The sequence below is a fragment of the Claveliimonas bilis genome, from assembly GCF_020892095.1.
GTDB lineage: Bacteria > Bacillota > Clostridia > Lachnospirales > Lachnospiraceae > Claveliimonas > Claveliimonas bilis.
The window spans coordinates 573,150-595,910 of the sequence record NZ_AP024845.1; the positions used below are offsets into that span (position 1 = coordinate 573,150).

Here is a 22,761-nt window from a genome sequence, read left to right on the forward strand (position 1 = left end):
AGAGAATGGGAGAAAATACATGATGGACAGCGAAAGAACAATTGCCTTTGTCCCGGAGGAACAGAGAGGAAAAACCGCGACGCTGATTATTTTAGACATGAGAAACCGACCGGTAGTGGTACCTTTACAGGGCAATATGACTCTCGGAAGAGATTACGACAAATCAAACTGTGATATTCGTGTACAGTCCAGGATCACAGGACGCCGGCACGGTGAATTTGTTTACAGTGATGTATATCAGGACTACTACTACATTGACAATAACAGTGTGAACGGCACTTATATAAACGGGAACAAACTGACCTCACAGGATGGTAGAACATCTGCCCCATATAAGCTCCAGGAAGGAGACGTTCTAAGAATTGACCATTCCCGGCTGGATGATCCTCATCCGGAAGCAGTTCTTATGATTTTTACATGGAGCTATACCCTGGGCTCCAGATGGACCGTACGATCTATAAAGGGACTGGCAGAGATTCGGATCGGACGGGATGAAAAAAATACCATTGTTCTGGATGATCTTCTGATCTCACGTACCCACGCTGTAATCCGGAAGGAAAACGGTCAATGCTGGATCGAGGATATCCACAGTCAAAACGGCGTGCGGGTCAACGGCAGAGAGATAGAAAAAAGCCAGCTTCTGTATGAGCACGATGTTGTTCGGATCGGTAATACCATTCTCATTTTGTGGGCCGACACGATCATTTACAATATCTTCACTAAAGAAGAAGGTCAGCTCTCTGTGAACATCCGGAAAATGGCGGTGAATTTCGGGCGAAAGACCCTCATCAAGGATATTGAGTTTGAAGCGGAAAATACAGACTTTGTCCTTATCCTTGGCGGATCCGGTGCCGGTAAAACAACGCTGATCAATACGATTCTCGGAGAAAAAAAGGCAGACGGAGAAATCTTGCTGGACGGTCAGAACCTATATCGAAATTTTAAATATATGAAAACAAAAATCGGTCTGGTGCCTCAGTTTTTAAATCTCCGTCTGAATGACAAAGTAAGGGAAACCCTGATGGATGTAGCGGAAATCAAATTACCCAAGCAGGATTATTCTCATCAGGACAAGCTTAGGCGCGTGCAGGATACTATGGAAAAGGTCGGTGTCCAAAACCTAAGTGAACACCTCATCAGCCAGCTAAGCGGCGGACAGAAAAAGAAAGTATCGGTAGCCGCACAGCTTATCGGCTTCCAGAAAGTATTTATCTGTGATGAGCCTGACTCCGGACTGGATGCAGCATCCCGCATGCAGCAGATGGAAATTTTAAAGGAGATCGCTGATAACGGGAAGATCGTCATGGTAATTTCCCATGAACCGGACGATGCCGTCAACAGTGTAACAGGGGAAAGCCTGTTTACAAAAGTACTTGTCATCGCCAAAAGCACAAAAGAACAGTGCGGTCAAATGGCTTTCTATGGAACGGTCCCGGAGGCGCTGGAGTTTTTCCAGGTAAAGCGTCTTCAGGATATTATGTTGGAAATCAATCCTACTTATGAAGGTGGCAAAGGAAGAGCAGACTATTACATTCAAAAATATACATTACAGCCTAAGAAACGAGGGAGGAACAAAAGATGAAAAAGTATTGTTTGAATTGTATGCGTGAAATTACTACAGGTACGCTCTGTGCAGACTGTGTAGGCAAAAAAATTCCAGAGACTGTGCCTCATCAGCTGAAGCCGGGAACGATACTGAATGGAAAATACCTGGTTGGAAATGTAATTGGTGAAGGAGGATTCGGAATCACCTACATCGGGCGTGATACCGTATTGGAAACCAAGGTTGCAATTAAGGAATTTTATCCTGTTGGACGCATTAATAGAAATAATGAAGTTTCCAGTAACTTAACGATCTCTACTGAAGAGCAGAGAGATTTTATCCGAAAAGGCAGGGATCGGTTTCTTGCTGAGGCAAGAAATATTGCGCAGTTTTCATCAGAACCTGGTATTGTAAATGTAAAGGATTTTTTTGAAGAAAACGAGACAGCCTATATTATAATGGAATATCTTGAGGGAAAGACGCTGGCTGCCCATATCAAAGAGTGCGGTCCCATGGACGCTGAAAAAGTACGGGTACTCATGCTTCCGCTTGCAGAAGCATTGTCAAAAATACATAAGCTGGGCGTCATTCATCGGGATATCAGCCCGGACAATATCATGTACCTGAATCAAGGCATCTGCAAACTAATGGACTTTGGTTCCGCCCGTTACTTTATGCAGCAGGATCAGGAGCTTACCAGTACCGTCAAGAGAGGCTATACACCGGAGGAACAGTATACCAGCACCGGAAATCAGGGCCCCTGGACAGATGTCTACGGATTGTGCGCCACCATATATAAATGCATTACAGGAACGACTCCGGCTGATGCCATTGATCGTATGGCCTATGACAGTCTGAAGCGTCCATCCGAGTTGGGAGTAAGGATTTCTCCTGAATTTGAAAATGCCATCATGTGCGGCTTGGCTTTGCATGCGAAGGATCGCTGTCAGAGCATGGATGAATTGCTTCGACTTATGCAGGGCAGTACCCCTGAGACAACCGGAAATGAAGCGGAAGATTCTGACGCCACCATGTTTGCTGATCAGACATATTTTTCGCAGAATAACCCTACTTATACTCAGCCGACCTACACTCATACGCAGCCGACCTATACCCATACTCAGTCTACTACCGGTTACGGCCAGCCGGGAATGTATGATCCGGACGATACAAACAACAGGCAGGCTTCTCCTGAACGCAAAAAGAAAAAATTCCTGATCCCCGCTATTGTAGGCGGTATCGCAGTTGCCGCAGCAGCCGGCTTTATCATCTGGAACGTTGTGGGCAACGACAGTGAGGAAATAGAAACCTTCGGAGATTACTATGTGACTGGATGTAAGGAAGTACTCAAACTTCGGGAAACTGAGGATGAGGACAGCAAGATCCTGACGAAATTAGACAATGGGGAAAAGGTATCTTTAGTGGAACGAACAGAAAATGACTCCTGGAAAGTTTACGTAGAGGCCGAAGACCTTACGGGATATCTGGATTATCACTATCTGACCAACGAACGGGACGCTGCAATGGAACCTATTGAAAAGTATGTAAATGTATCCGGCGACGAGCAGCTGACCATCTTAAGCACTACAGAAGAGGATGCTACTTCTATCGGCATTCTTGAGAGAGGCGATGAAATCACAGTGATGGCAACGCCCGGAGATACCTATGCTTATATTTACGCTCCGGAAGTCAAGACATTCGGCTATGTTGACCAGTCAAAACTGTCTGACGAGGAACCAGCGGAAGAAAAAGAAACTACAGATGCTGCTGCATCCAACCAGGCACAGAGTACCGGCGATGTATTCGGCCCCGGCAATCCGCCATCCAGTAATCTGGGTGTATACTATGTAAATGTGCAGAAAGGATACCTGGCTCTCCGCAATGCCAAGAGCTATGACGCATCCAATGAAATCGGAAAAATGTATAATGGGGAGTCTGTATATGCACTTCGGAATGATGGTGAATACTGGTATGTCTACTCTCCAACTTTGGGCAGCTATGGATATACAAATGCCACTTACCTTCGTTCCTCATCTCAAGGAAAGATTTCTTCCAGCAGCGGATCCACCTATTACGCAAGCGTTTCTTCCGGTTATCTGGCACTGCGAAATGATACTGCTTACGATGCTTCCAATGAAATTGGCAAAATTGCCAACGGACAGCCGGTGGAAGTCGTAGACACCTCCTCCGGAACCTACTGGTATGTATATGTGCCAAGTCTGAATCAGTACGGATATGTAAACAGTGAATATTTGAGGAAATAAGGCATGAAAAAGAAAGTTATCATTCTGCTGCTCGTCCTTCTTGTAATCATCGGGACCTCTGCCGGTATCTTTATTCTGTATAACCAGGCAGTTGCAGACAAAGAAGAGAAAACTGCTGATCCTATTAAGATCGAGACCCCGGAGAAACCAACAGAACCGGAGGAAGAGCTTAAAAAAGAAGAAGAGCCTCAGCAACCGGAGGAACCGTCACCGCCTCCGGCAGAGACATCTTCCTCAAGCAAGGCATCTGAGATCCAAAGCCGGCTGGAACAACTGGTCAATACAGAATACAATGCCGGAGGCAGCGTCGCTATATGCACAGGACGAGTGGATGAGAATGATCTGGCTTCAGTAAACAGCAGTCCCATGCAGGCTGCCAGCCTGATCAAGCTCTATGTCGCCGGCTGTGTATATGAGAATTATGAAAAAGTCACCGCCTATGATTCTTACGGCGGTGAGACCGAAAACCTTATTAAATCTATGATCACTGTCAGCGACAATACATCCTGCAATACACTGGTAAACCGATTGGGAGACGGTGTAGATCAGAACGGTATGGCACTGGTAAATCAGTACTGTACCGCCCATGGCTTTTCTGATACGCATATGGGACGGCTGATGCTTCATCCCAACGATATAGATGACAATTATACATCTGTCAAAGACTGCTGCAACTTTCTCAAAATGGCGAATGCCGGCCAGCTGGAGGGAGCCTCCACTATCCTGGATTACATGAATCAGCAGGAACGCCGCGGCAAAATCCCCTCTGGTCTTCCTGCCGGTGTTTCCTCCGGAAATAAAACCGGGGAGCTTTCTGATGTGGAAAATGATGCCGCCATCGTATATGCAGACAGCGGCACCTATGTACTGTGCGTCATGTCACAGAATCTGTCTGACGCATATACTGCCAGACAGTTTATTATCCGCACTTCCAGTGTTGTATATGAAATGATGTAACCTTTTCAATGGGCAGGTACATGGCGAAAGCCGTACCTGCCTGATTTTATTCCAGATTTCCGTACTCATCATCTGTAACAGGTTCGCACCACTCATTTGAGGTATCTTCTCCCGGAGCCTCAAATGCAATATGGCTGAACCAGGAATCTTTCTTTGCCCCATGCCAGTGCTTCACACCCGCCGGAATATAGATGACGCTGCCCGGCTCCAAGCTGATCGGATCCTTTCCTTCTTCCTGGTACCAGCCCTCTCCGGCCGTACACAAAAGGATCTGTCCGCCGCCCTTGGCAGCGTGATGGATATGCCAGTTGTTGCGGCATCCCGGCTCAAAAGTTACATTGGAGATCATCAGCGGACACTGTCCCGGATCTGTCAAAGGATTCAGAAACGATTCGCCGATAAAGTACTGTGCAAAGTTAACATTTGCCTCCCCTTTTCCAAATACGTTTGCCTGTTCAAAATCTGTCTCGTTCAAATATCTCATTTTTATCCTCCACTATTTTTATTGATACTATTTCTTATTTTCCACCTGGTACCGCAGCCAGACGGCTCCATCGTCGTAAGACTCCATACTGGAAAGCTTCAAATGGAAAGGTTCCGTCTCCATAGGAAGCCCGTCAAATGCAGCTGCCATTCCTTTTCTTCCATCGATTCCCGGAGCCAGCAGGATGCTCACTTCATCTAAAAGTCCTGCCGCAAGAAAGCCTGCGTTGATGGCCCCTCCTCCTACAACGGACATCCTCTCAACGCCAAATTCATCAGCAAGAATTTCCACTGCCCGTTCAAGATTGATTCTTTCTTTTCCGCAGGCGATCCAGGAAATATTTCTTGCATCCAGATAGGCAAGATATTCTTTTGTGACCTGCTCGCTTGTAAGAATAAGAAGCGGAGTTTCACTGCCATCTTGCTCCGGCCAAAGCAGGGTTCCTTTTGTGTCTGTTACAACGCTGTAGCCCGCAGCGTCCGCCTTTTTTGAAAAACCTTCCTGTCCGAAAATATCCTGCTGTTCAGGTGTAAATGTCCCTTCTTCCGCCATTTCCAGCTGCGCTGTCACCCGTCCACTTAAGGAAGTCGGCGTATTCAGGGCATGGAGTGTTTCATAATACTCTTTTACTCCCTCCAGCTTTGCCGTCATTCCGCAGTCAATTCGTCCATCAACAGCTGTCATCATATGACAGATAATATGTGGCCTGTTCATTTTCTTCCATCATCCTTTCTATTTCCTAATTATTTATATGCACAAAAACAGGTGCCCCCGGATTGATCTTCTCTTTTCCGGCGACACCTATATTGTATTCCTGTTCTTTTCATATGTCCAATGCCTATGTTTTATATAGATATATACAATTAGCACATACTTTTGATATGCTCTAAAAATTTGCCGGCAGCTCCAAAATTGGGCTGAAACTTCTTCCATGCAAGAACTGTTGTCATAGACAGTTCCGGATAAAGAGGTCTGAATACCATCCTGCTATTTTCAAATAAATTGACAGCTCCCTCTACTGTCAGTGCAGAGGCAATTCCATCGGCTACCAGCATTACAACATTGGTTATGATATTATGAGTAGCAAAAATGTTCAGTCGGGAAAGCTTCTCTCCCATCCAGTTCTCCAACTCTTTCTGCAGGGAGACACGGTCCGTGGTAATAAGGGGGATATCAAACAGATCTTCTTTTCCTTCATGCGGATATAATCAAACTTTGTCACATCGATAGGCTCCAGCAAAAATCCGAAATCAAGAAGCCCCTGCTCCAATCGTTCCTTTACATATTCAGCGCTGTTTGTATAAAGCTGATACTGCACTTTCGGATATTTCTTCCGAAAACTGTCCATTGCCAGTCCAAGAAAGCGCATGGTAAGCAGCCCGCCGCTTCCTATAGAAATCACGCCCTCTATGTCGGCCTGCTCTTCAAATTCACTTTCAATTTTATTCATCAAAGTTACGACCTCTTCCGCACGCCGGCGCAGCATGACGCCTGCATCGGTAGGCTGCAGATGTTTGCCCCGGACAAAAAGCTGCACTCCGATTTCTTCCTCCAGCTGCGCCATCTGACGGCTGAGGGTGGGCTGTGTAATGTGCAGAACCTCTGCTGCCCGCGTTATATTTTCTTCTCTGACAACTGCCAGAAAATATTGTAAGGCACGAATTTCCATGCAGATCCTCCTGTTTTTTGTTCTGCCTCAATTATAATGCACCCGTCCTGCCCCTGCAACGTCTGATTAACAGATTGATACTGCAGCATTTTTCTTAAGCTGCAAAGTTCCCTGTATATAGTTGATAATATTTTCCTTTTGCCGCGATCAGCTCATCATGGGTGCCCTTTTCGATGATGCGTCCCTGTTCCATTACCATAATGCAGTCCGAGTTTTTGACTGTAGACAGACGGTGGGCAATGACAAATGTTGTCCTTCCCTTCATCAGAGCATCCATTCCATCCTGCACCAGTTTTTCCGTACGGGTATCAATGGAGGAAGTAGCCTCATCCAGAATCAGCGCCGGCGGATCAGCCACAGCAGCACAGGCAATCGCCAGAAGCTGTCTCTGTCCCTGACTCAAATTAGCGCCGTCTCCGGTAAGCTGTGTCTGATACCCTTCCGGCAGGCGCCTGATAAAGCCATCGGCATTTGCCAGCTTTGCAGCGCGGATACATTCTTCATCTGTTGCATCCAGCTTACCGTAGCGAATATTATCCATAACCGTTCCGGTAAATAAATGGGTATCCTGCAGCACCATTCCCAGTGATCTTCTTAGATCCTGCTTTTTGATTTTATTGATATTAATACCGTCATAACGAATCTTACCGTCTGCAATATCATAGAAGCGGTTGATCAGATTGGTGATCGTAGTCTTACCCGCTCCGGTAGCTCCTACAAAGGCAATCTTCTGGCCTGGTTTTGCCCAGAGACTGATGTTATGCAGTACGATTTTATCATCCGTATATCCGAAATCCACATCATCAAAGACAACTTTTCCTTCCTGTTTTGTGTACGTAACTGTCCCCTCCGCCTTATGGGGATGTTTCCACGCCCACAGATTTGTGCGGACGGCTGATTCTATAAGCTGGCCTTTCTCATCTTCTTTTGCGTTGACCAATTCCACATATCCGTCATCTTCCTCCGCTTCCTGATCCATCAGATCAAAGACTCTCTGCGCACCTGCTGCCGCATTGACAACAAAATTCAGCTGCTGGCTCACCTGCGTAATCGGATTGGTAAAGCTTTTATTCAGTCCCACAAATGCAATGACTGTTCCGATCGTAACTCCGGCAAGTCCATTCACCCCCAGGATAGCTCCCACAATCGCCACAAGCGCATAACTGATCCAGCCGATATTGGCGTTGACCGGCATCAGCAGATTGGCATAGGTGTTTGCCTTATCTGCACTGTCTCTTAACTTTTCATTTACTTTGTGAAACTCTTCTATGGCGGCCTGCTCATGGCAGAAGACTTTCACTACCTTCTGGCCATCCAGCATTTCTTCAATGAACCCGTCTACTGCTCCCAGGTCAATCTGCTGCCGGATAAAGTATTTTCCGGACAATCCGGATAATTTGGAAGTGACAAAAAGCATGACTGCAGCTGTCAAAATTGAGATCACCGTCAGCGCCGGATTCAAAATCAGCATGGTAACCAACGTGGCGGTCATGGTAATCACTGAGTTAATGATCTGGGGAACGCTCTGACTTAGCAGCTGTCTCAAAGTATCTACATCATTCGTATAGACAGACATAATATCTCCGTGGGCATGTGTATCAAAATATTTAATCGGCAGCGCTTCCATTTTACAAAATAAATCATCCCGCAGATGCAGCATCGTTCCCTGACTCACATTTACCATAATTCGGTTGTAAGCAAATGCAGAGAGAACGCCGACAGCCATCACACACGCCAGATAAAAAAGGTCTTTCGCCAGATTGCTGAAATCATTGGAGCCGCTCTCCAGCATAGGCATAATATAATTATCTACCAGCTTTTGCGGGAAGGTCGCCCCCACAACTGTGGCAATAGCCGTAACAATGATACAGGCAACCACGATCAGAAACAAATATTTGTAATAGTGAAGCATATATCGGATGACCCGTCCCACCATCTTTATGGCTCTGTTTGCCCCGGGTCTGGATTTTTTCTCGTTCATAAATCAGTTTCCTCCTTTCATTTAAGCGGGCTGGTCGAAGTCGCCGCCGCCTTCCATCTGCGACGTATAAATCTCCTGATAAATTGCATTGCTCTTCAGTAGATTTTCATGGGTGTCAAAAGCATCTACCTTTCCATCATCCAGTACCAGAATCCTGTCTGCTGACTGAACGCTGGAGATACGCTGGGCAATAATGATCTTGGTTGTTCCGGGTATCATTGTTCTAAATGCTGCCCGGATACTGGCATCTGTGGCCGTATCAACCGCGCTGGTAGAATCATCCAGGATCAGTATTTTGGGCTTTTTCAGAAGCGCACGTGCAATACAGAGCCGTTGTTTCTGACCGCCTGAAACATTGGCGCCGCCCCTTTCGATTCTGGCGTGATAACCGCCCGGCATTTTTTCGATAAACTCATCTGCGCAGGCAGCTTTGCAGGCCTCTATGCACTCTTCTTCTGCAGCATCCGGATTTCCCCACCGCAGGTTATCGAGAATACTGCCTGAAAACAGCGTATTTTTCTGCAGCACCACAGAAACCTGATTTCGCAGGACTTCTGTATCGTACCGCCGGACATCCACGCCGCCCACACATACAGACCCTTCATCCACATCATATAAACGGCATATTAAGTTGACGAGACTGCTCTTGCCGGCACCGGTGCCTCCGATCACTCCTACTGTCTCTCCGCTTTTTATATGAAGGTCAATATCTGACAGAGCATTTTTTCCGCTGCCGTGCTTGTAGGAAAAATTCACGTGATTAAAGTCTACACGCCCGTCTGTAATTTCCTCTATCGGATTTTCCGGATCTTTCAAATCTGCTTCTTCGCTTAGTACTTCACTGATACGCCGGATACTGGCAAGAGACATACTGATCATAACCACAACCATAGAAAGCATCATAAGGCTCATTAAAAGAGACATGACATAGCTGAAAAGACTTGTCAGCTCTCCTGTAGTCATAGAACCGCCTACAATAAATTTCGCTCCCAGCCAGGAAACAGAAATAATACAGAAATAGACCGCTACCATCATGGCCGGATTGTTGAACGCCAGCAGTCCTTCTGCTTTAACGGAAAGATCATAAAGTGTTTTCGACGCTTTTGAAAATTTTATATTTTCATGTTCTTCACGCACAAAAGCCTTCACCACCCGGATGGCCGTTACATTTTCCTGAACACTGGCATTTAGGTCATCGTATTTCCGGAAAACCTGACGGAAAATCTTGAGGGTGACAACCATAATGATTCCGATCACAGCCACAAGAAAGATAACGGCAATCAGAAACATAACACTTAACCGCGGGCTGATGATCAGGCACATTACAAAACTGAAGATCAGATTCAGCGGCGCACGGACTGCCACTCGAACGATCATCATAAATGCATTCTGTACATTTGTAATATCCGTAGTCATGCGTGTCACCAAACCGGGGACACTGAATTTATCAATATTAGAAAAAGAAAAAGTCTGTATATTAGCATAAATTGCTTCCCGCAGATTGGCCGACAGTCCGGAAGCCGCACTTGCTGCATTTTTTCCTGCTGTAGCGCCAAATACCAGACTCAAAAAAGCCATAAGGACCATCAGTGCCCCATATCGGTAAACGACCGGCAAATTTCCTGCTTCCAGCCCCCTGTCAATAATGATGGAAGTGACAAAGGGCATCAGAATTTCCATAATAACTTCAAGGGTCGTCAGGCTAATACACAGAAAGGTGCTGCGCTTATACTTTCCCAGCTGCTGTAAAACTTTTCTCATGTTTATAAAACCTCCCGTCTTCTTTTTTTTCTTTATGCTCCGTACGTTCACACTGCTCCAAAATCTTCTGCTCTAATTCCCGCAGTTTCATTTTCTCCTGACAGTTAAGAGCGCTGCAGATTTTATCTTCTGTCTGCCTGGCCCTTTTTAAAAATTCCTCTTTATCTGCCATAAGCTTTTCCGTCGGAAGCACTTTCTTTTTCCGGATATCTTCCGGATTTTCCTGAAAGTAGAGATAACCTTCTTTTATCAGTTTTTTGATCATTGCGGACAGTGTCGCTTTCGATACTCCAATTTCATGGTATAATTCCGTAAGATACGTACCTTTCACGTGATGCCTCAAAATATACACCAGAAAATAAACCTGGATGCCGGTCACATTTTTGTCCTTCAAATTCATTTCCAGCTGCATCGTCCAATTCAGACTGATTTTCCTCATCATATAAAGCAATTCTTCATCCATTTGTATAAACACCTCCTAGAGATCACGGAATTGTTTAAGTCTGAACAGTTCGTACCCTTACTTTCTGTCCGATATAAATTGTACAGCAGATTTCTGCAAAAGTTAAATTTAAAATTATTATTATCTATAAATATTTTTTATAAATAATGTGAATTTCAATTGCATGGAAAATAAAAAGACCTTATAATAAATTCAGATTTGATAACAGAATGATATTTGCCTTACAGGAGGATTTCTTATGAATACGATACAGTTAGAATGCTTTGTAGCTGTTGCAGAGCATTTAAATTTTTCCAAAGCTTCCCAGGCTCTTAAGATCACACAGCCTGCTGTGAGCCATCAGGTTCAAACACTGGAAGAAGAACTTGGCGTAAAACTGTTCGCCCGTAACAGCCGAAATGTAACTCTCACACCAGAAGGAATCCTTTTCCTTTCAGATGCGGAACTTATTTTGAAAACTGCCCATTCGGCAAAGGAACGTCTGGGAAAACATGATCATTTTCTCCCCTTTGATTTAGGATGTCATAATCACACAGAACTGAATCTTCTGCCGGCAGCACTGCAAAAACTTTCAGAAGAATTTCCTCTTCTCCGCCCTTCCATGCGCCTTGTCCCCTTCCCCTCTTTGCTCAGCCTGGTAGAAAACAATCAGATTCTGGCCGCTCTTAGCATAAAAGAAACGCAAAAAAAGCTCCCTCTGTCTTTCAGGGAACTTTGTCTTGCTCCTATTGCTTGTATCTGTTCGCCGGAACATCCGCTGGCCCAATATAAAACCCTGACACTAAGCCGGCTTTCCGGAAATTTTATTGCCTGTTCTCCCAGGCAGACATCCAGTTCTGTTTTTGCGGCTCACAGTCAGATCCTTACAAAGCTTCCCCCGGAGCAACACTATCTGACCGAGAATATTGAAAGCGCCTTTACGCTGGCAAAGGCCCAGATCGGCTATACTCTGTACCCGGATATTCCCCTGGCAAGGGAAGCCGGATTATGTTATATTCCTGTAACCGATCTGCCGAAAGTACCTTTTGGAGTATACTTCCAATATCATCACGATCATCAGGCATTAAAGCGCTTCCTTTCTATAATGCCCCGGCTGCTCCAGGAAAGCTGATGCATTATTCCCGGCACACCTGGAAAATGTAGAATTTCAAATAATAAGACTCATCTGCCGCCCACAGAATCGGATGATCAGCGGCCTGCGTCCGAAACTCCACCTGCCTCAACCGCACATGTGCTCCTGCCGCCGCCTGGCGTATGGTTTTTGTAAAAAGTTCAAAATCCATAAAATGAGAACAGGAACAAGTTGCCAGATATCCTCCGTCTTTGACAAGTTTCATTCCCCGGATATTGATCTCTCGATATCCCTTGACTGCATTTTTTATGGAATTTCTTGACTTTGTAAATGCAGGCGGATCCAGGATAACCAAATCGTATTCTTCTTTTTGCTCTACCAGCTTTGGAAGCAACTCAAACACATCTTCCGCAATAAATTTGACTTTTTCTTCCAGATGATTCAATTTTGCATTCTCTTCTGCCTGACGGACTGCCAGTTCTGAAGCGTCCACTCCAAGGACACTTCTGGCACCGGCTGCACCTGCATTCAGCGCAAAGGAACCGGTATGGGTAAAGCAGTCCAAAACTTTTGCTCCCCCGCACAATTTCTGGATTGCAAGACGATTATATTTCTGATCCAGAAAAAATCCTGTTTTTTGTCCATCTTTTACATCCACAATATATTTCACGCCATTTTCCACTATGGGCACAAAGGTATCAAATTCAGGGCCGAAAAATCCTTTTGTTTTTTTCAATCCCTCTTTTTCTCTTTCTTTCGCGTCGCTTCTCTCATAAATGCCCCGGATGCAGATTCCATCTTCTTCCAGCACCTCTTTTAAAAGTCCCATGACCATTTCTTTCCTTCGGTCCATCCCAAAAGACAGTGCCTGAAATACCAGAACATCCGAGAATTTGTCTACAACCAGCCCCGGCAGGAAATCCGCCTCCCCGAACACAACACGGCAGCTGGATGTATCCACTGTTTTCTTTCGATAATCCCATGCATCTGCAAGCCTCTTTCGAAAAAATTCCTCGTTGATATCCTGATCTTTATCTCTTGTAAGCATACGGACTCTTATTTTGGAATGGCTGTTGATATATCCTTTCCCCATGGGATAACCGTCAAAGTCATGCACCATTACAATATCCCCATCTTCAAAACTTCCCACGGTTGTCTCAATCTCATTGTCAAAAATCCATGCTCCTCCTGCTTTTAAAGAACGTCCCTCACCTTTTTTTAATGTCACTAATGCCATACTCATATCCTTTTCCTCCTGTTGTATTTCCATCTTAAATCCCTCGCTGCCATTTGTAAATACAGGATTGTTTTTTCTATATTCCGGAGGTATACTGATATTGCAAAATATTTCATAATTATGATAAAGGAGTTGTTTGATCATGTTGAGTGAAAAAGTTTCACAGTTATTAAACACACAGGTAAATAAAGAGTTTTATTCCGCCTATCTTTACTTGAGTTTTTCAAACTTCTATAAAGAACAGGGGCTGGACGGTTTTGCAAACTGGTACCAGATCCAGGCACAGGAAGAAAGAGACCACGCTATGCTCTTTATCCAGTACATGCAGAATAACGATGTTCCTGTTACCTTTGAATCCATAGACAAACCGGACGCTGTACTTTCCGAGAAAATGGATCCTCTGAAAGCAGGCTATGAGCACGAACAATATGTGACAGGACTGATCCATACCATTTATGAAGCTGCTTATGAAGCAAAAGATTTCCGTACCATGCAGTTCCTTGACTGGTTTGTAAAAGAGCAGGGTGAGGAAGAAACAAATGCCAGCGACCTGATCAAAAAAATGGAGCTTTTCGGAGACGACGCCAAGAGCCTCTATATGCTGGATCAGGAATTGGGCGGAAGAACATACACTGCTCCGTCACTCACTTTGTAAATTTATCCTTTCCATTATCGCAAAAAAGGTGCACAGACATCTGTGCACCTTCTCTATTTATTCTACCAGGAATCCTCTCTTTTTCAATTCACTTTCGATCATATCTAATGTCTCTTCACTGTCGGCAGTCACCTTATGATAATGATAGTTGGACGTAATATTTTTCAGAGGACTTGATTTCCCGCTATGTATATCTTCCATAAATTCAGCCACCTTACGTCTGGAGCTGACATGAAGCGGCGCTTCCAGATGTCCGTAGACTCTGTGATTAACCATAACATTTTCTGCGCATCCTCCCAGGTCTACGATCGCGCACAGTTCTTCTTCCAGCTGTTCGTCTGTATGCTGTACTTTAAAAACTCTGCTTACTTCCGCCGGACCGTTTAAAATATACCCTCTGTTTGTAGAAATAATATCGTATCCCGAAGCCCGGATCAGTGCAATGTCCTGCACGATAACCTGACGGCTTACCTGATAGTCTTCTGCAAGCTGTTTTCCGGCAACCGGAACTTTGCTGTTTCGTATCTGCCGGATGATATTTTCTCTTCGCTCTGAACCAGTCATCTTTTTGTTACCTCCATCTCTAAAGAATTATATCACATTGTTCCTTTTTATGAAACCATGGAGAAATGAAACCTTCGCTTTCTTGACAAGTTTACATGCCACTTTTATAATATAATTCGTTACAGTTCAATCGTATGCCAAAATGCATACTTTCACATAAGCAGGTGTATCATCTTGAAAGAATACTCTAAAGAAAAAACTATGCAAAAGCCGGAACGGAAAGTGCAGCAGCTTACTTTGTGCGGTCTTTTTACCGCGCTGACTGCTATCGGCGCCTTTATTCAGATCAGTATTCCTGTGGAGCCCTTTCCCATGCATTTTACTCTGCAGTTTTTCTTTTCACTGCTCGCCGGGTTTGTACTTGGCGGCAGACTTGGCGCTTTAAGCGTGGGAATCTATCTTCTCATCGGCTTATGCGGAGTACCTGTATTTGCATCAGGCGGAGGCCCTTCCTATCTCCTGAAGCCAACCTTCGGCTTTCTCTTAGGATTTGTCTTTGCCGCCGGTGTTACCGGATGGCTGTCTGAAAAGTTTCCTCCTCAAAAAATATGGGGATACCTTTTCATTTCAACTGCCGGATTTGCAGTGATGTATCTTTCCGGAAACTTATATTTTTATTTTGTCAGCAACTATGTTATCCATGTTCCGGTTTCCTGGAAACTTGTTCTCATAAACTGCTTTTTCCTTACGGCTGCCGGCGATTATCTTTTATGTATTCTGGCTTCCATCACAGCCAGACGGCTTCTTATCCTGAAAAAAAAGATACTTTCCAACTGACAGATATTCAGATTGGAAAGTATTTTTTTACTGCTGTCTTTTTATTTTGCGGGAGGTGGTTTTTTCAAACTCTTGCTCTCGTACCTTTAATCTATATATCCTTTTATGCAAAGGCGCACTTTGATTATAGTCATCAATTAGTTTCTGAAGTGCTGATTTTATATCTTTTATATGTTTCTTTTTCACATATTCTTCGCTCGGAAATATTTCCGCTTCAATCACTCCATCACATTCTCTCACCAGAACTTCCTGTACAAGACGGCTTTCACCCAATTTATTTTCCAACTCTTCCGGCGATACGTTTTCCCCGTTTTTTGTAATGATCAGATTTTTCTTTCTTCCTGTCAGGAATACAAAACCCTCTTCATCCACATACCCCAGATCCCCTGTCTTCAGCCAGCCATCTGACAGTGTTTCCTTCGTTTCATCCGGCATCTTATAATATCCCTGCATGACGCTGCTTCCTTTTACCCAAAGTTCGCCGTCCACAGTCTTTGCCCTGCAATTCGGAAGAAGCTGTCCTACGCTTTCTTTTTTCATGTTCCAGCTTACATTATTACTGATAACCGGCGCACATTCCGTCATTCCGTATCCTTGCAGAATTGTGATCCCATAGCGTTTAAAAAGATCAATATAATCCGGATTCAGATAAGCGCCTCCGCTGCAGATTGTGTGAAGCTGCTTTCCAAATACTTTTGCCTTCACAATAGCCGGCGGGATCAGGGATGCATCCTCCAGCTTCCTTGCCAGTGTTTCAATCATAAGCGGAACCATTAAAATCATTTCCGGCTGAAACAGCTTGATATTTTTGGCAACTCTCATAAGGGAGTCGTTGATGCATACCACCGCTCCCAGAGACATTCCCTTTAGGATATCCATACTCAGACAATAAGCGTGATGGATGGGAAGGACAGATAAAAGCACCGTTTTCTCCGGAATCTTCATATCCAGGCAGGTAGCGTTTTCTGCCATGTTTCTGTGTGTCAGCATGACGCCTTTGCTCTTTCCCGTCGTTCCAGACGTAAACATGATGGTACAGAGCTGATCCGGATCCGGCATTTCCTGGAAACTGCCCCTGTTTTCTTCCAAAAGACCTGAAAAGGACAGAACCTTATCGCTTTCTCTTCTTCCGCCTTGTTCCTTTTGCATGGAAATAATATCCTTCAATTTCGGACAGACTTTCTCCGCCATTTCCTGCACATCTCTGCGGCAGTCGTCCGCTACCAGCACCGTAACATCTGCGCGATTTATTAATTCACAGACTTCGTCTGCCGGAAGCGAGACATCCAGCGGCACCGCTACACTTCCGCTGTTTACAGTTCCAAAGTAGGCAGTCAGCCATTCATAAGATGTCTTTCCGATCACAGCCACATGGTTCCCCTTTTGTCCCAGGCTTTCAAGGGTACGTGAAAATGCTTCACTATCCTCTTTCAGCTGAGTATATGTCCTGGACACAATTTCATTTTTCCCGGCTTTATATCTCACCGCATCCTCTGAACCATATTTTTCTTCTGTACGTGTCAATATCTCACGAATTGTAGTACAAATCATTTTCCTGATCCCTTCCCTTACTTTTCTGCTGTCAGCTTCTCCAGATAGTCTGCCGCTTCCTGTACAGTGCGGATATCAGCTGCCTCTGTCTGCTCGATCTCCACATCAAATTCTTCCTCAAGTTCGCCCAGCATACTCATAAAATCAAAAGACGTGAATCCAAGATCTTCTATAAAACGGGAGTCCGGATGTATATTTTCCTGTTCCACTTCCACATATTCACAAATAATTTCTGTCAGTTTTTCAAACATTTCCTTTTCCTCTTTTCATAAATTTATGACTAAATCAACTTAATAATTTCTCCAATCTTAAGATTTGGATTTTCCACACCTTTGAACATGATCTTGCAGAGATAATAGTACAGGTATTCCAGGTCTTCTCTTGATACTGCTTTCACCTGATGCTCAAAATTAAAATCCAGTCCGTTATCTTCCGGTCTGTGCATGACCGTCAGATACATTGCCTGCGTTGTGGCTCCGTTGGGATACCATTTTGTCTTATATTTAATATCCCCCAGCTGCTCCAGCCCCTTTTCTTTCAGTGTCATAGGCTGATAGGTCAGCGACATCGGCTCATAAGTAAGGCCCGGTTCATGAGGATATACCATTGCCCGATGCGCAAAATATTCAACCGGATCATAATTTGCATGGCGGAAATATTCATTTTGTTTATCCCGGATCTCATAAATCCCCTCCAGAAAGCTCTTCTCCCCAGATATGACGGTCCGGAACGGAAAAGAATGGATCCTCGTACCTCCCGACTTTTTTTCTTTCAGCGTTGCTCTTCTTGCAATTGCCATATTGATGGACACATCGTCATTTCCATTCATTTTCTGAAAATAAGTCCGAAGTCCCATCATGAGCAGACAAGCCAAAGAGACATGGTTCTCTTCGCAGAATGCCATAAGTCTCCTGGTCGGTTCTTCCTCCAGATGGAAAATATCAATGGCGGAATCTACGGAATCTGACGTATTAAAAGCTGCCCTTAATGTGGGATCATTATAGTTTTTTCTGGCCTCTTCAAGTTTTTCCGGTCCTCTAAGCCCGTTGTATATAGGCTCTGACTCTTCAATCATCTTCTCAAAGAATTCCCTGTCTTTTTGCTGCGCTCTGCTTCCCGCCTCATAGGCAAGATCTCTTTGAATCTGCTCCACATAGGAAGCCATGTCCTTAGGATACGGAACCCCCTCATATTTAGCGTTGCAGTACAGCTCAATAATATCTTTCAGAAAAGCGATCAAAGACTGGGCGTCCAATGTCCTATGATCTCCGAGAAGATATATACCGTTATAGCCATCCGGCATGCGGATCATAACAATCCGGTTCATGGGAGAATCTTGAAGTCTGAAGGGTACCTTGGTCCAGGACTTCATCTCTTCTTCTGCTTCTTCCATGGTTCGTCCGGAAAAATCTACAAATTCTATTTCCCTTTCTTCTTGATCCACAATGTACTGATAAATGCTCCCGTCTTTATCTTTTGCAAAACGTACCCGCATTCCTTCACTCCGCTCATAAGCCTTATAAATAGCCTGTCGCAGCACATCCCAGTCAATATCTGTTTCAATAGTCAGACTGGTTCCGATATTCAGAACTTCCTTTTTCGGGCACTTTTCCTGATAAAAGAAATGAAATTTCTGTGCGGCAGTCAGCGGATATACCGGATGTCCTTTTCGTTTTCTCATCATTTTATAATTCCTCCTATAAATGCATTGAGGGCTTCTTCATACATTTCTCTCTCTTTATAATAGCTTTCTGCATGTCCGGCTCCCGGCACGATCAACTTTGATTTTAGAGCCCCGTAATTCTCATAAATCTCTTCACACATAGAGCAGGGGACAAATCTGTCCTTCTCTCCATGGATCAAAAGAGCCGGAACTTTGGCCTTTCTTACTTCCCGGGCTGCATTGCATTCGTCCAGGCCGTATCCTGCCCGGCGTTTGTTTACCCGGTCTGCAATGGGGATCATGGGAAAAGCAGGAAGATGGTACATCGTTTTCAGCACATGAGTAAATACATATTTCGGTGAAGTAAAGGCGCAGTCGGATACGATTCCCTTTACCTGTTCAGGAAGCTCAAGCCCTGCCGTCATCAAGACAGTCGCTCCTCCCATGGATGTACCATGAAGAAGGATCTGTACCTCTTCCCCTGCCTCGTCTATCATCCACCGGATCCATTCCAGCGCATCCCACCGGTCCGCACATCCAAATCCTATGTATTCCCCTTCACTCTGCCCATGGGCGCGTTCATCTGCCAGAAGCATGCGAAATCCTTTTTCCAGATAGTATTTTGAAAGTCCGATATAGTCGCTCATTCCCTGGCTCGTATATCCGTGGAAACAGATCACTGCCTTATTTCCTTCTTCTCCTTTAAAGTAAGTCCCATGGAGCTTTAAACCGTCTTTAGATTTTATATATACATCTTTGTGCGGCTGAGACAGCATCCACTTTTTTCTCGCTTTCATAAAAGGTTCATACTGATGCCAGTCCGTGCCTGACATCTTGATCGTACGCTCGGTCTTTGCCTCTGACCTCTTCATAGTGCGTCGGTAGAAATAGGCGGTTCCTCCTATTCCGGCAGATGTCAGGCTAAGAAGCGCTGCTGCCGCTGTTTTGATCACTCGTTTCATTTCTTCACCGATCCTTTTCCTGTTTTACCTTTTTCTATTTCTTTTTCCTGCTGTCAATAAACTGTTTCAGTTTTAAAGCTTTCTCTATATTTCCTTCTACTTTCAGTTTTCCAAGGGTTACCGCCAGGATCGGATCCTGCTTCCCGGATGCTATCTTCATCAAAGTCTCTGCTGTACAGATAAACATGGCATCCCTGTCAAAATACTCATAAGGCTCTACATACAATTTCCCTTCTTTTACTTCCACATAAAAAATTCCTTCTGCCTCCCCTGTAATATTGAACTGATAGGCCAGGTGCTCGGTTATATCGCTTACATCCGCCTCCATGAACATTCCTTTTACCTCTGCAAACATATCCGCATAAGTCATTCTACATTTTCCTCCTTTTTTCGACCATTGGTCGTATCTTTTCTGTTGTTAAAATATCATCTTTTCGACTATCGGTCAATAGTGATTACGCTAAAATACCGGAAGGATTTTCCGTCATTTTTGTAAGGATTTTCATTGGCTTTTCTGATACATCTGTGCTATACTAAGCTGTAAATCAAAATGACAGCAACAGAAAGGAAAAGGCGAGGCAGATGGCCAATCAGGCAAAATACGAAAAAATTTTGGATGCACTTCAGACTCTTCTGGAAGACCGCAGCATACAGACAATATCCGTCAGCGAAATTGCGCAGACTGCCGGTATCGGGAAAGGCAGTATCTACTATTACTTTCCGTCCAAAAATGCGATCCTGGATGCACTGATCCAAAGAAATTACGAAAAGCCCATACAAACTGCCCGCAGTCTTACAAGCCAGCCGGATATTTCCCCCTTTACACGCATGGCAATGATCTTCCAGGCATGCCGCAATTCTTCTTCTGAATTTTTGAAATCCGAAGGAACGACTGCATCCGGCGCTCAGGAAAAGGCCTTTCTGCATCAAAAATATTTAAATCATCTGATTTCCGAACTAAAGCCGGAGCTGGCAGCGATCATACGTCAGGGAATTGAGAGAGGAGAAATCCATTTCGACCGTTCGGAAGCCCTGGCCGAAATTGTCTTGATTGTTTTGACCGTAAAATTGGATAACACACTGATTCCATCTACACGTGAGGAAATAGAAGATACCATTGCCGGCCTTGCCTCTCTTCTTGAAAAAGGGACAGAAAATCCGACCGGATCCTTAAATTTTTTAATGACAATATAAAAAGCCGAGACAGTGTTCATAAACTGTCTCAGCTTTATTTTTTTGAAAAAAGATGTTTGATAAATACATACATAACAATTCCAAAAGCGATAAGATATCCCAGCGCTCCCAGTGCCGGGATTCCCCATATCTTCGGCTTCATATCTGTTGTACAGATAATACTGGAACTGATAAGAAGCGCCATTACCCACAGTCCCATTACAATATTCTGCACCATTCTTCTTAGAAGCCGTGAAAGTTCTGTGGAAGCATGGAGATCCAGATTAACGCGCGTCTGACCCTTCAGATATCCCTGTACGGCATCGGCTACAAGGGTCGGAATATCAAGCGCTCTGTGAAAAGCCCGGTAAAAACTTTTTCCGCTGCTTTTCAGCTCCTTCTTCCAATCAAAATTTTTCAGCAGACTTTCCTTGATCCTTCCGGCAGCAATCTCAACCATATTGATCTCCGGTGAAATTTCTGCCAGCACCCCTTCCATGTGTGTCAGACCTCTTGCAAGCATCGTAAGACCATGAGGCATAATAATTCCATTTTCCTTCATGACATCCATGAGATCCATAGTGATGGCAGCGACATCAATATTCCCCATATCCACTCTTCCATATTTGGATAAAAGGTTGTTGATATCCTCATACAGACGGCTGGGATCCGGCGGTTCCTTGAACTCGCCCAGAATCATAACTGCATCCTGAATCATTCCAATGTCATTTGCAGCCACACCGCGTACAGCCTTTGCAATCTGCTCCCTGTCTCTCTCTGTAAGCCGTCCCATCATCCCCATGTCAATCCATATGATCTTGCCGTCACGGATTCTTAAGTTACCGGGATGGGGATCCGCATGAAAAAAGCCGTCCTCAATGATCTGCTTCATATAATTATCTGCAAGTTTACTTCCAATCTCTTTCAGATCATAGCCGTTCTCCAGAAGCGCTGTCTTATCATCAACCTCAAATCCATCAATATATTCCATAACAAGGACATGAAGGGTCGTATATTCCTGGTAAAGAACGGGAGTCCCCACAAAGGAAATTCCTTCATTTTTCTTGGCAAACTCTTCCATGTTAGCCGCTTCTGTAAGAAAGTTCATTTCCTCACGGGTCACATCCCAAAGCTCATTTAAAACCATGTCAATATCCACCATGCCCTTGATAGTGGCAGACGGAATCAGCTTTGCCGCTTTTCTAAGCAACGCAATGTCCCGGGCCATCATCTCATAAATTCCCCTTCGCTGCACTTTAATCACAACGGGAGATCCGTCCTTTAATACAGCCCGGTGTACCTGTGCGATAGAGGCAGAACCGAGAGGCTTTTCACTGATTTCCTTAAAAATAGTCCCCCAGGCACAGCCATAAGAATCTTCTATCACATCAGAAACTTCTGAAAAAGGCATCGGTTTTACATCTGATCTTAATTTCATCAGCTCATCGCAGTATTTTTTTGGAAGAATATCAGAATGCATGGACATGATCTGTCCGATCTTGATATAAGTCGGTCCCAGATCTTCCAGGATCAGCCTTAATTTTTCCGGAGTCAGCCCTCTGGTGATCTCATACTTTCGAAGGATATCCACCATTTCCCGAAGCCGGCTTTTATATTCTCCGGATTCTTTTTTACTCATCGGATTCCTCAGCCTCTTTTGCAAGAATACGGTCCTTCAAAGCCTGTATCTGCTCCGGCGTCATTTTATCCAACAGCTCGTCCAACTCCTCCGGAGAGGAAGCCTTGACAGAGACATTGACCTTATCTTTCATCGTTTTTTTGATATTATGCTTCAATTCTTCATTAAGGGCTTTTCCCTGCTCTACAGTCAATTCCCCTTTTTTTACCATTTCATCCAGCACTTCTTTTGACTTTTCTGTCGTTACTGCCACTGCTCCAATCCCTGCCAGCAGTATCTTTTTCATGCCATCTCCAAAATTTTCCATTGTCCAGTCTCCTTTCTACCCAATCTGATATATTCCGGT

At 44.5% G+C, this 22,761-nt stretch carries 21 protein-coding genes and 1 pseudogene; 7 read left to right on the forward strand and 15 right to left on the reverse strand.

Going from position 1 to position 22,761, the window contains the following annotated elements; genetic code table 11:
- Positions 1–19 precede the first annotated feature (19 nt).
- The 3 genes from EUBC25_RS02865 to EUBC25_RS02875 are packed head-to-tail and all read left to right on the forward strand — an operon-like array spanning position 20 to position 4,764.
- Positions 20–1,582 carry an FHA domain-containing protein gene (locus tag EUBC25_RS02865; RefSeq protein WP_230106747.1) on the forward strand — a complete coding sequence of 521 codons (1,563 nt, stop codon included), beginning with the start codon at positions 20–22 and terminating at the stop codon, positions 1,580–1,582.
- Positions 1,579–3,807 carry a serine/threonine protein kinase gene (locus EUBC25_RS02870; protein WP_230106748.1) on the forward strand — a complete coding sequence of 743 codons (2,229 nt, stop codon included), beginning with the start codon at positions 1,579–1,581 and terminating at the stop codon, positions 3,805–3,807. Before EUBC25_RS02865 ends, EUBC25_RS02870 begins: the two co-directional genes overlap by 4 nt.
- A 3-nt stretch (positions 3,808–3,810) precedes the next feature.
- Complete coding sequence (locus tag EUBC25_RS02875; RefSeq protein WP_230106749.1) at positions 3,811–4,764, forward strand: serine hydrolase; 954 nt, start codon at positions 3,811–3,813, stop codon at positions 4,762–4,764.
- A gap of 46 nt (positions 4,765–4,810) precedes the next feature.
- Here EUBC25_RS02875 and EUBC25_RS02880 read toward each other — a convergent pair whose 3' ends face one another.
- The 6 genes and pseudogenes from EUBC25_RS02880 to EUBC25_RS02905 all read right to left on the reverse strand — a co-directional run bounded on the left by EUBC25_RS02880 (position 4,811) and on the right by EUBC25_RS02905 (position 11,122).
- Positions 4,811–5,248: a cupin domain-containing protein gene (locus EUBC25_RS02880; RefSeq protein ID WP_230106750.1), complete on the reverse strand. Its 438-nt coding sequence runs from the start codon at positions 5,246–5,248 to the stop codon at positions 4,811–4,813.
- Between the two features lie 27 nt (positions 5,249–5,275).
- Positions 5,276–5,962, reverse strand: a complete 687-nt coding sequence (locus EUBC25_RS02885; protein WP_230106751.1) for a RibD family protein — start codon at positions 5,960–5,962, stop codon at positions 5,276–5,278.
- 149 nt (positions 5,963–6,111) lie between these two features.
- A pseudogene (locus EUBC25_RS02890) lies at positions 6,112–6,917 on the reverse strand (LysR family transcriptional regulator).
- A 94-nt stretch (positions 6,918–7,011) separates the two neighbouring features.
- Positions 7,012–8,898 (reverse strand): ABC transporter ATP-binding protein, encoded by a 1,887-nt coding sequence (locus tag EUBC25_RS02895; RefSeq protein ID WP_230106752.1) that lies wholly within the window; start codon positions 8,896–8,898, stop codon positions 7,012–7,014.
- 21 nt (positions 8,899–8,919) lie between these two features.
- Positions 8,920–10,659, reverse strand: a complete 1,740-nt coding sequence (locus EUBC25_RS02900; protein ID WP_230106753.1) for an ABC transporter ATP-binding protein — start codon at positions 10,657–10,659, stop codon at positions 8,920–8,922.
- Complete coding sequence (locus tag EUBC25_RS02905; RefSeq protein WP_230106754.1) at positions 10,625–11,122, reverse strand: MarR family winged helix-turn-helix transcriptional regulator; 498 nt, start codon at positions 11,120–11,122, stop codon at positions 10,625–10,627. The genes EUBC25_RS02900 and EUBC25_RS02905 overlap by 35 nt, the downstream gene beginning before the upstream one ends.
- A 238-nt stretch (positions 11,123–11,360) precedes the next feature.
- Between EUBC25_RS02905 and EUBC25_RS02910 the strand changes: the two genes are divergently transcribed.
- Positions 11,361–12,233, forward strand: coding sequence for a LysR family transcriptional regulator (locus tag EUBC25_RS02910; protein WP_230106755.1), 873 nt, complete (start codon positions 11,361–11,363; stop codon positions 12,231–12,233).
- A gap of 4 nt (positions 12,234–12,237) precedes the next feature.
- On the opposite strand, the gene EUBC25_RS02915 is transcribed toward EUBC25_RS02910, so the two are convergent.
- Positions 12,238–13,437, reverse strand: a complete 1,200-nt coding sequence (locus EUBC25_RS02915; protein ID WP_230106756.1) for a class I SAM-dependent rRNA methyltransferase — start codon at positions 13,435–13,437, stop codon at positions 12,238–12,240.
- Between the two features lie 136 nt (positions 13,438–13,573).
- Here EUBC25_RS02915 and EUBC25_RS02920 point away from each other — a divergent pair, with 136 nt between their 5' ends.
- Positions 13,574–14,086 (forward strand): ferritin, encoded by a 513-nt coding sequence (locus EUBC25_RS02920; protein ID WP_230106757.1) that lies wholly within the window; start codon positions 13,574–13,576, stop codon positions 14,084–14,086.
- Between the two features lie 57 nt (positions 14,087–14,143).
- Here EUBC25_RS02920 and EUBC25_RS02925 read toward each other — a convergent pair whose 3' ends face one another.
- On the reverse strand, positions 14,144–14,650 hold the full coding sequence (locus EUBC25_RS02925) for a transcription repressor NadR (protein WP_230106758.1): 507 nt from the start codon (positions 14,648–14,650) through the stop codon (positions 14,144–14,146).
- Between the two features lie 201 nt (positions 14,651–14,851).
- On the opposite strand from EUBC25_RS02925, the gene EUBC25_RS02930 reads away from it, so the two are divergent.
- Positions 14,852–15,427: a biotin transporter BioY gene (locus tag EUBC25_RS02930; RefSeq protein ID WP_230107534.1), complete on the forward strand. Its 576-nt coding sequence runs from the start codon at positions 14,852–14,854 to the stop codon at positions 15,425–15,427.
- Between the two features lie 27 nt (positions 15,428–15,454).
- On the opposite strand, the gene EUBC25_RS02935 is transcribed toward EUBC25_RS02930, so the two are convergent.
- From EUBC25_RS02935 to EUBC25_RS02955, 5 genes are read right to left on the reverse strand one after another with little or no spacing between them, the layout of a single operon-like run.
- Positions 15,455–16,978: an AMP-binding protein gene (locus EUBC25_RS02935; protein WP_230106759.1), complete on the reverse strand. Its 1,524-nt coding sequence runs from the start codon at positions 16,976–16,978 to the stop codon at positions 15,455–15,457.
- A 17-nt stretch (positions 16,979–16,995) separates the two neighbouring features.
- Positions 16,996–17,229, reverse strand: coding sequence for an acyl carrier protein (locus EUBC25_RS02940; RefSeq protein ID WP_230106760.1), 234 nt, complete (start codon positions 17,227–17,229; stop codon positions 16,996–16,998).
- A 29-nt stretch (positions 17,230–17,258) separates the two neighbouring features.
- Positions 17,259–18,659: a condensation domain-containing protein gene (locus tag EUBC25_RS02945; protein ID WP_230107535.1), complete on the reverse strand. Its 1,401-nt coding sequence runs from the start codon at positions 18,657–18,659 to the stop codon at positions 17,259–17,261.
- Positions 18,659–19,603, reverse strand: coding sequence for an alpha/beta hydrolase (locus EUBC25_RS02950; protein ID WP_230106761.1), 945 nt, complete (start codon positions 19,601–19,603; stop codon positions 18,659–18,661). The genes EUBC25_RS02945 and EUBC25_RS02950 overlap by 1 nt, the downstream gene beginning before the upstream one ends.
- Positions 19,604–19,637: 34 nt before the next feature.
- On the reverse strand, positions 19,638–19,973 hold the full coding sequence (locus EUBC25_RS02955) for an SCP2 sterol-binding domain-containing protein (protein ID WP_230106762.1): 336 nt from the start codon (positions 19,971–19,973) through the stop codon (positions 19,638–19,640).
- 212 nt (positions 19,974–20,185) lie between these two features.
- On the opposite strand from EUBC25_RS02955, the gene EUBC25_RS02960 reads away from it, so the two are divergent.
- Positions 20,186–20,797 carry a TetR/AcrR family transcriptional regulator gene (locus EUBC25_RS02960; protein ID WP_230106763.1) on the forward strand — a complete coding sequence of 204 codons (612 nt, stop codon included), beginning with the start codon at positions 20,186–20,188 and terminating at the stop codon, positions 20,795–20,797.
- Positions 20,798–20,831: 34 nt separating this feature from the next.
- Here EUBC25_RS02960 and EUBC25_RS02965 read toward each other — a convergent pair whose 3' ends face one another.
- Together EUBC25_RS02965 and EUBC25_RS02970 are read right to left on the reverse strand one after the other, a co-directional pair.
- Positions 20,832–22,415, reverse strand: a complete 1,584-nt coding sequence (locus tag EUBC25_RS02965) for an ABC1 kinase family protein (protein WP_230106764.1) — start codon at positions 22,413–22,415, stop codon at positions 20,832–20,834.
- Complete coding sequence (locus EUBC25_RS02970; protein WP_230106765.1) at positions 22,408–22,722, reverse strand: phasin family protein; 315 nt, start codon at positions 22,720–22,722, stop codon at positions 22,408–22,410. Before EUBC25_RS02970 ends, EUBC25_RS02965 begins: the two co-directional genes overlap by 8 nt.
- Positions 22,723–22,761: the final 39 nt, after the last annotated feature.

Bases quoted from the DNA above. Each gene is read 5' to 3' on its own strand.
- EUBC25_RS02865 (WP_230106747.1), top strand. From the start codon at position 20: ATGATGGACAGCGAAAGAACAATTGCCTTTGTCCCGGAGGAACAGAGA.
- EUBC25_RS02870 (WP_230106748.1), top strand. From the start codon at position 1,579: ATGAAAAAGTATTGTTTGAATTGTATGCGTGAAATTACTACAGGTACG.
- EUBC25_RS02875 (WP_230106749.1), top strand. From the start codon at position 3,811: ATGAAAAAGAAAGTTATCATTCTGCTGCTCGTCCTTCTTGTAATCATC.
- EUBC25_RS02880 (WP_230106750.1), bottom strand. From the start codon at position 5,248: ATGAGATATTTGAACGAGACAGATTTTGAACAGGCAAACGTATTTGGA.
- EUBC25_RS02885 (WP_230106751.1), bottom strand. From the start codon at position 5,962: ATGAACAGGCCACATATTATCTGTCATATGATGACAGCTGTTGATGGA.
- EUBC25_RS02895 (WP_230106752.1), bottom strand. From the start codon at position 8,898: ATGAACGAGAAAAAATCCAGACCCGGGGCAAACAGAGCCATAAAGATG.
- EUBC25_RS02900 (WP_230106753.1), bottom strand. From the start codon at position 10,659: ATGAGAAAAGTTTTACAGCAGCTGGGAAAGTATAAGCGCAGCACCTTT.
- EUBC25_RS02905 (WP_230106754.1), bottom strand. From the start codon at position 11,122: ATGGATGAAGAATTGCTTTATATGATGAGGAAAATCAGTCTGAATTGG.
- EUBC25_RS02910 (WP_230106755.1), top strand. From the start codon at position 11,361: ATGAATACGATACAGTTAGAATGCTTTGTAGCTGTTGCAGAGCATTTA.
- EUBC25_RS02915 (WP_230106756.1), bottom strand. From the start codon at position 13,437: ATGAGTATGGCATTAGTGACATTAAAAAAAGGTGAGGGACGTTCTTTA.
- EUBC25_RS02920 (WP_230106757.1), top strand. From the start codon at position 13,574: ATGTTGAGTGAAAAAGTTTCACAGTTATTAAACACACAGGTAAATAAA.
- EUBC25_RS02925 (WP_230106758.1), bottom strand. From the start codon at position 14,650: ATGACTGGTTCAGAGCGAAGAGAAAATATCATCCGGCAGATACGAAAC.
- EUBC25_RS02930 (WP_230107534.1), top strand. From the start codon at position 14,852: ATGCAAAAGCCGGAACGGAAAGTGCAGCAGCTTACTTTGTGCGGTCTT.
- EUBC25_RS02935 (WP_230106759.1), bottom strand. From the start codon at position 16,978: ATGATTTGTACTACAATTCGTGAGATATTGACACGTACAGAAGAAAAA.
- EUBC25_RS02940 (WP_230106760.1), bottom strand. From the start codon at position 17,229: ATGTTTGAAAAACTGACAGAAATTATTTGTGAATATGTGGAAGTGGAA.
- EUBC25_RS02945 (WP_230107535.1), bottom strand. From the start codon at position 18,659: ATGAGAAAACGAAAAGGACATCCGGTATATCCGCTGACTGCCGCACAG.
- EUBC25_RS02950 (WP_230106761.1), bottom strand. From the start codon at position 19,603: ATGAAACGAGTGATCAAAACAGCGGCAGCAGCGCTTCTTAGCCTGACA.
- EUBC25_RS02955 (WP_230106762.1), bottom strand. From the start codon at position 19,973: ATGACTTATGCGGATATGTTTGCAGAGGTAAAAGGAATGTTCATGGAG.
- EUBC25_RS02960 (WP_230106763.1), top strand. From the start codon at position 20,186: ATGGCCAATCAGGCAAAATACGAAAAAATTTTGGATGCACTTCAGACT.
- EUBC25_RS02965 (WP_230106764.1), bottom strand. From the start codon at position 22,415: ATGAGTAAAAAAGAATCCGGAGAATATAAAAGCCGGCTTCGGGAAATG.
- EUBC25_RS02970 (WP_230106765.1), bottom strand. From the start codon at position 22,722: ATGGAAAATTTTGGAGATGGCATGAAAAAGATACTGCTGGCAGGGATT.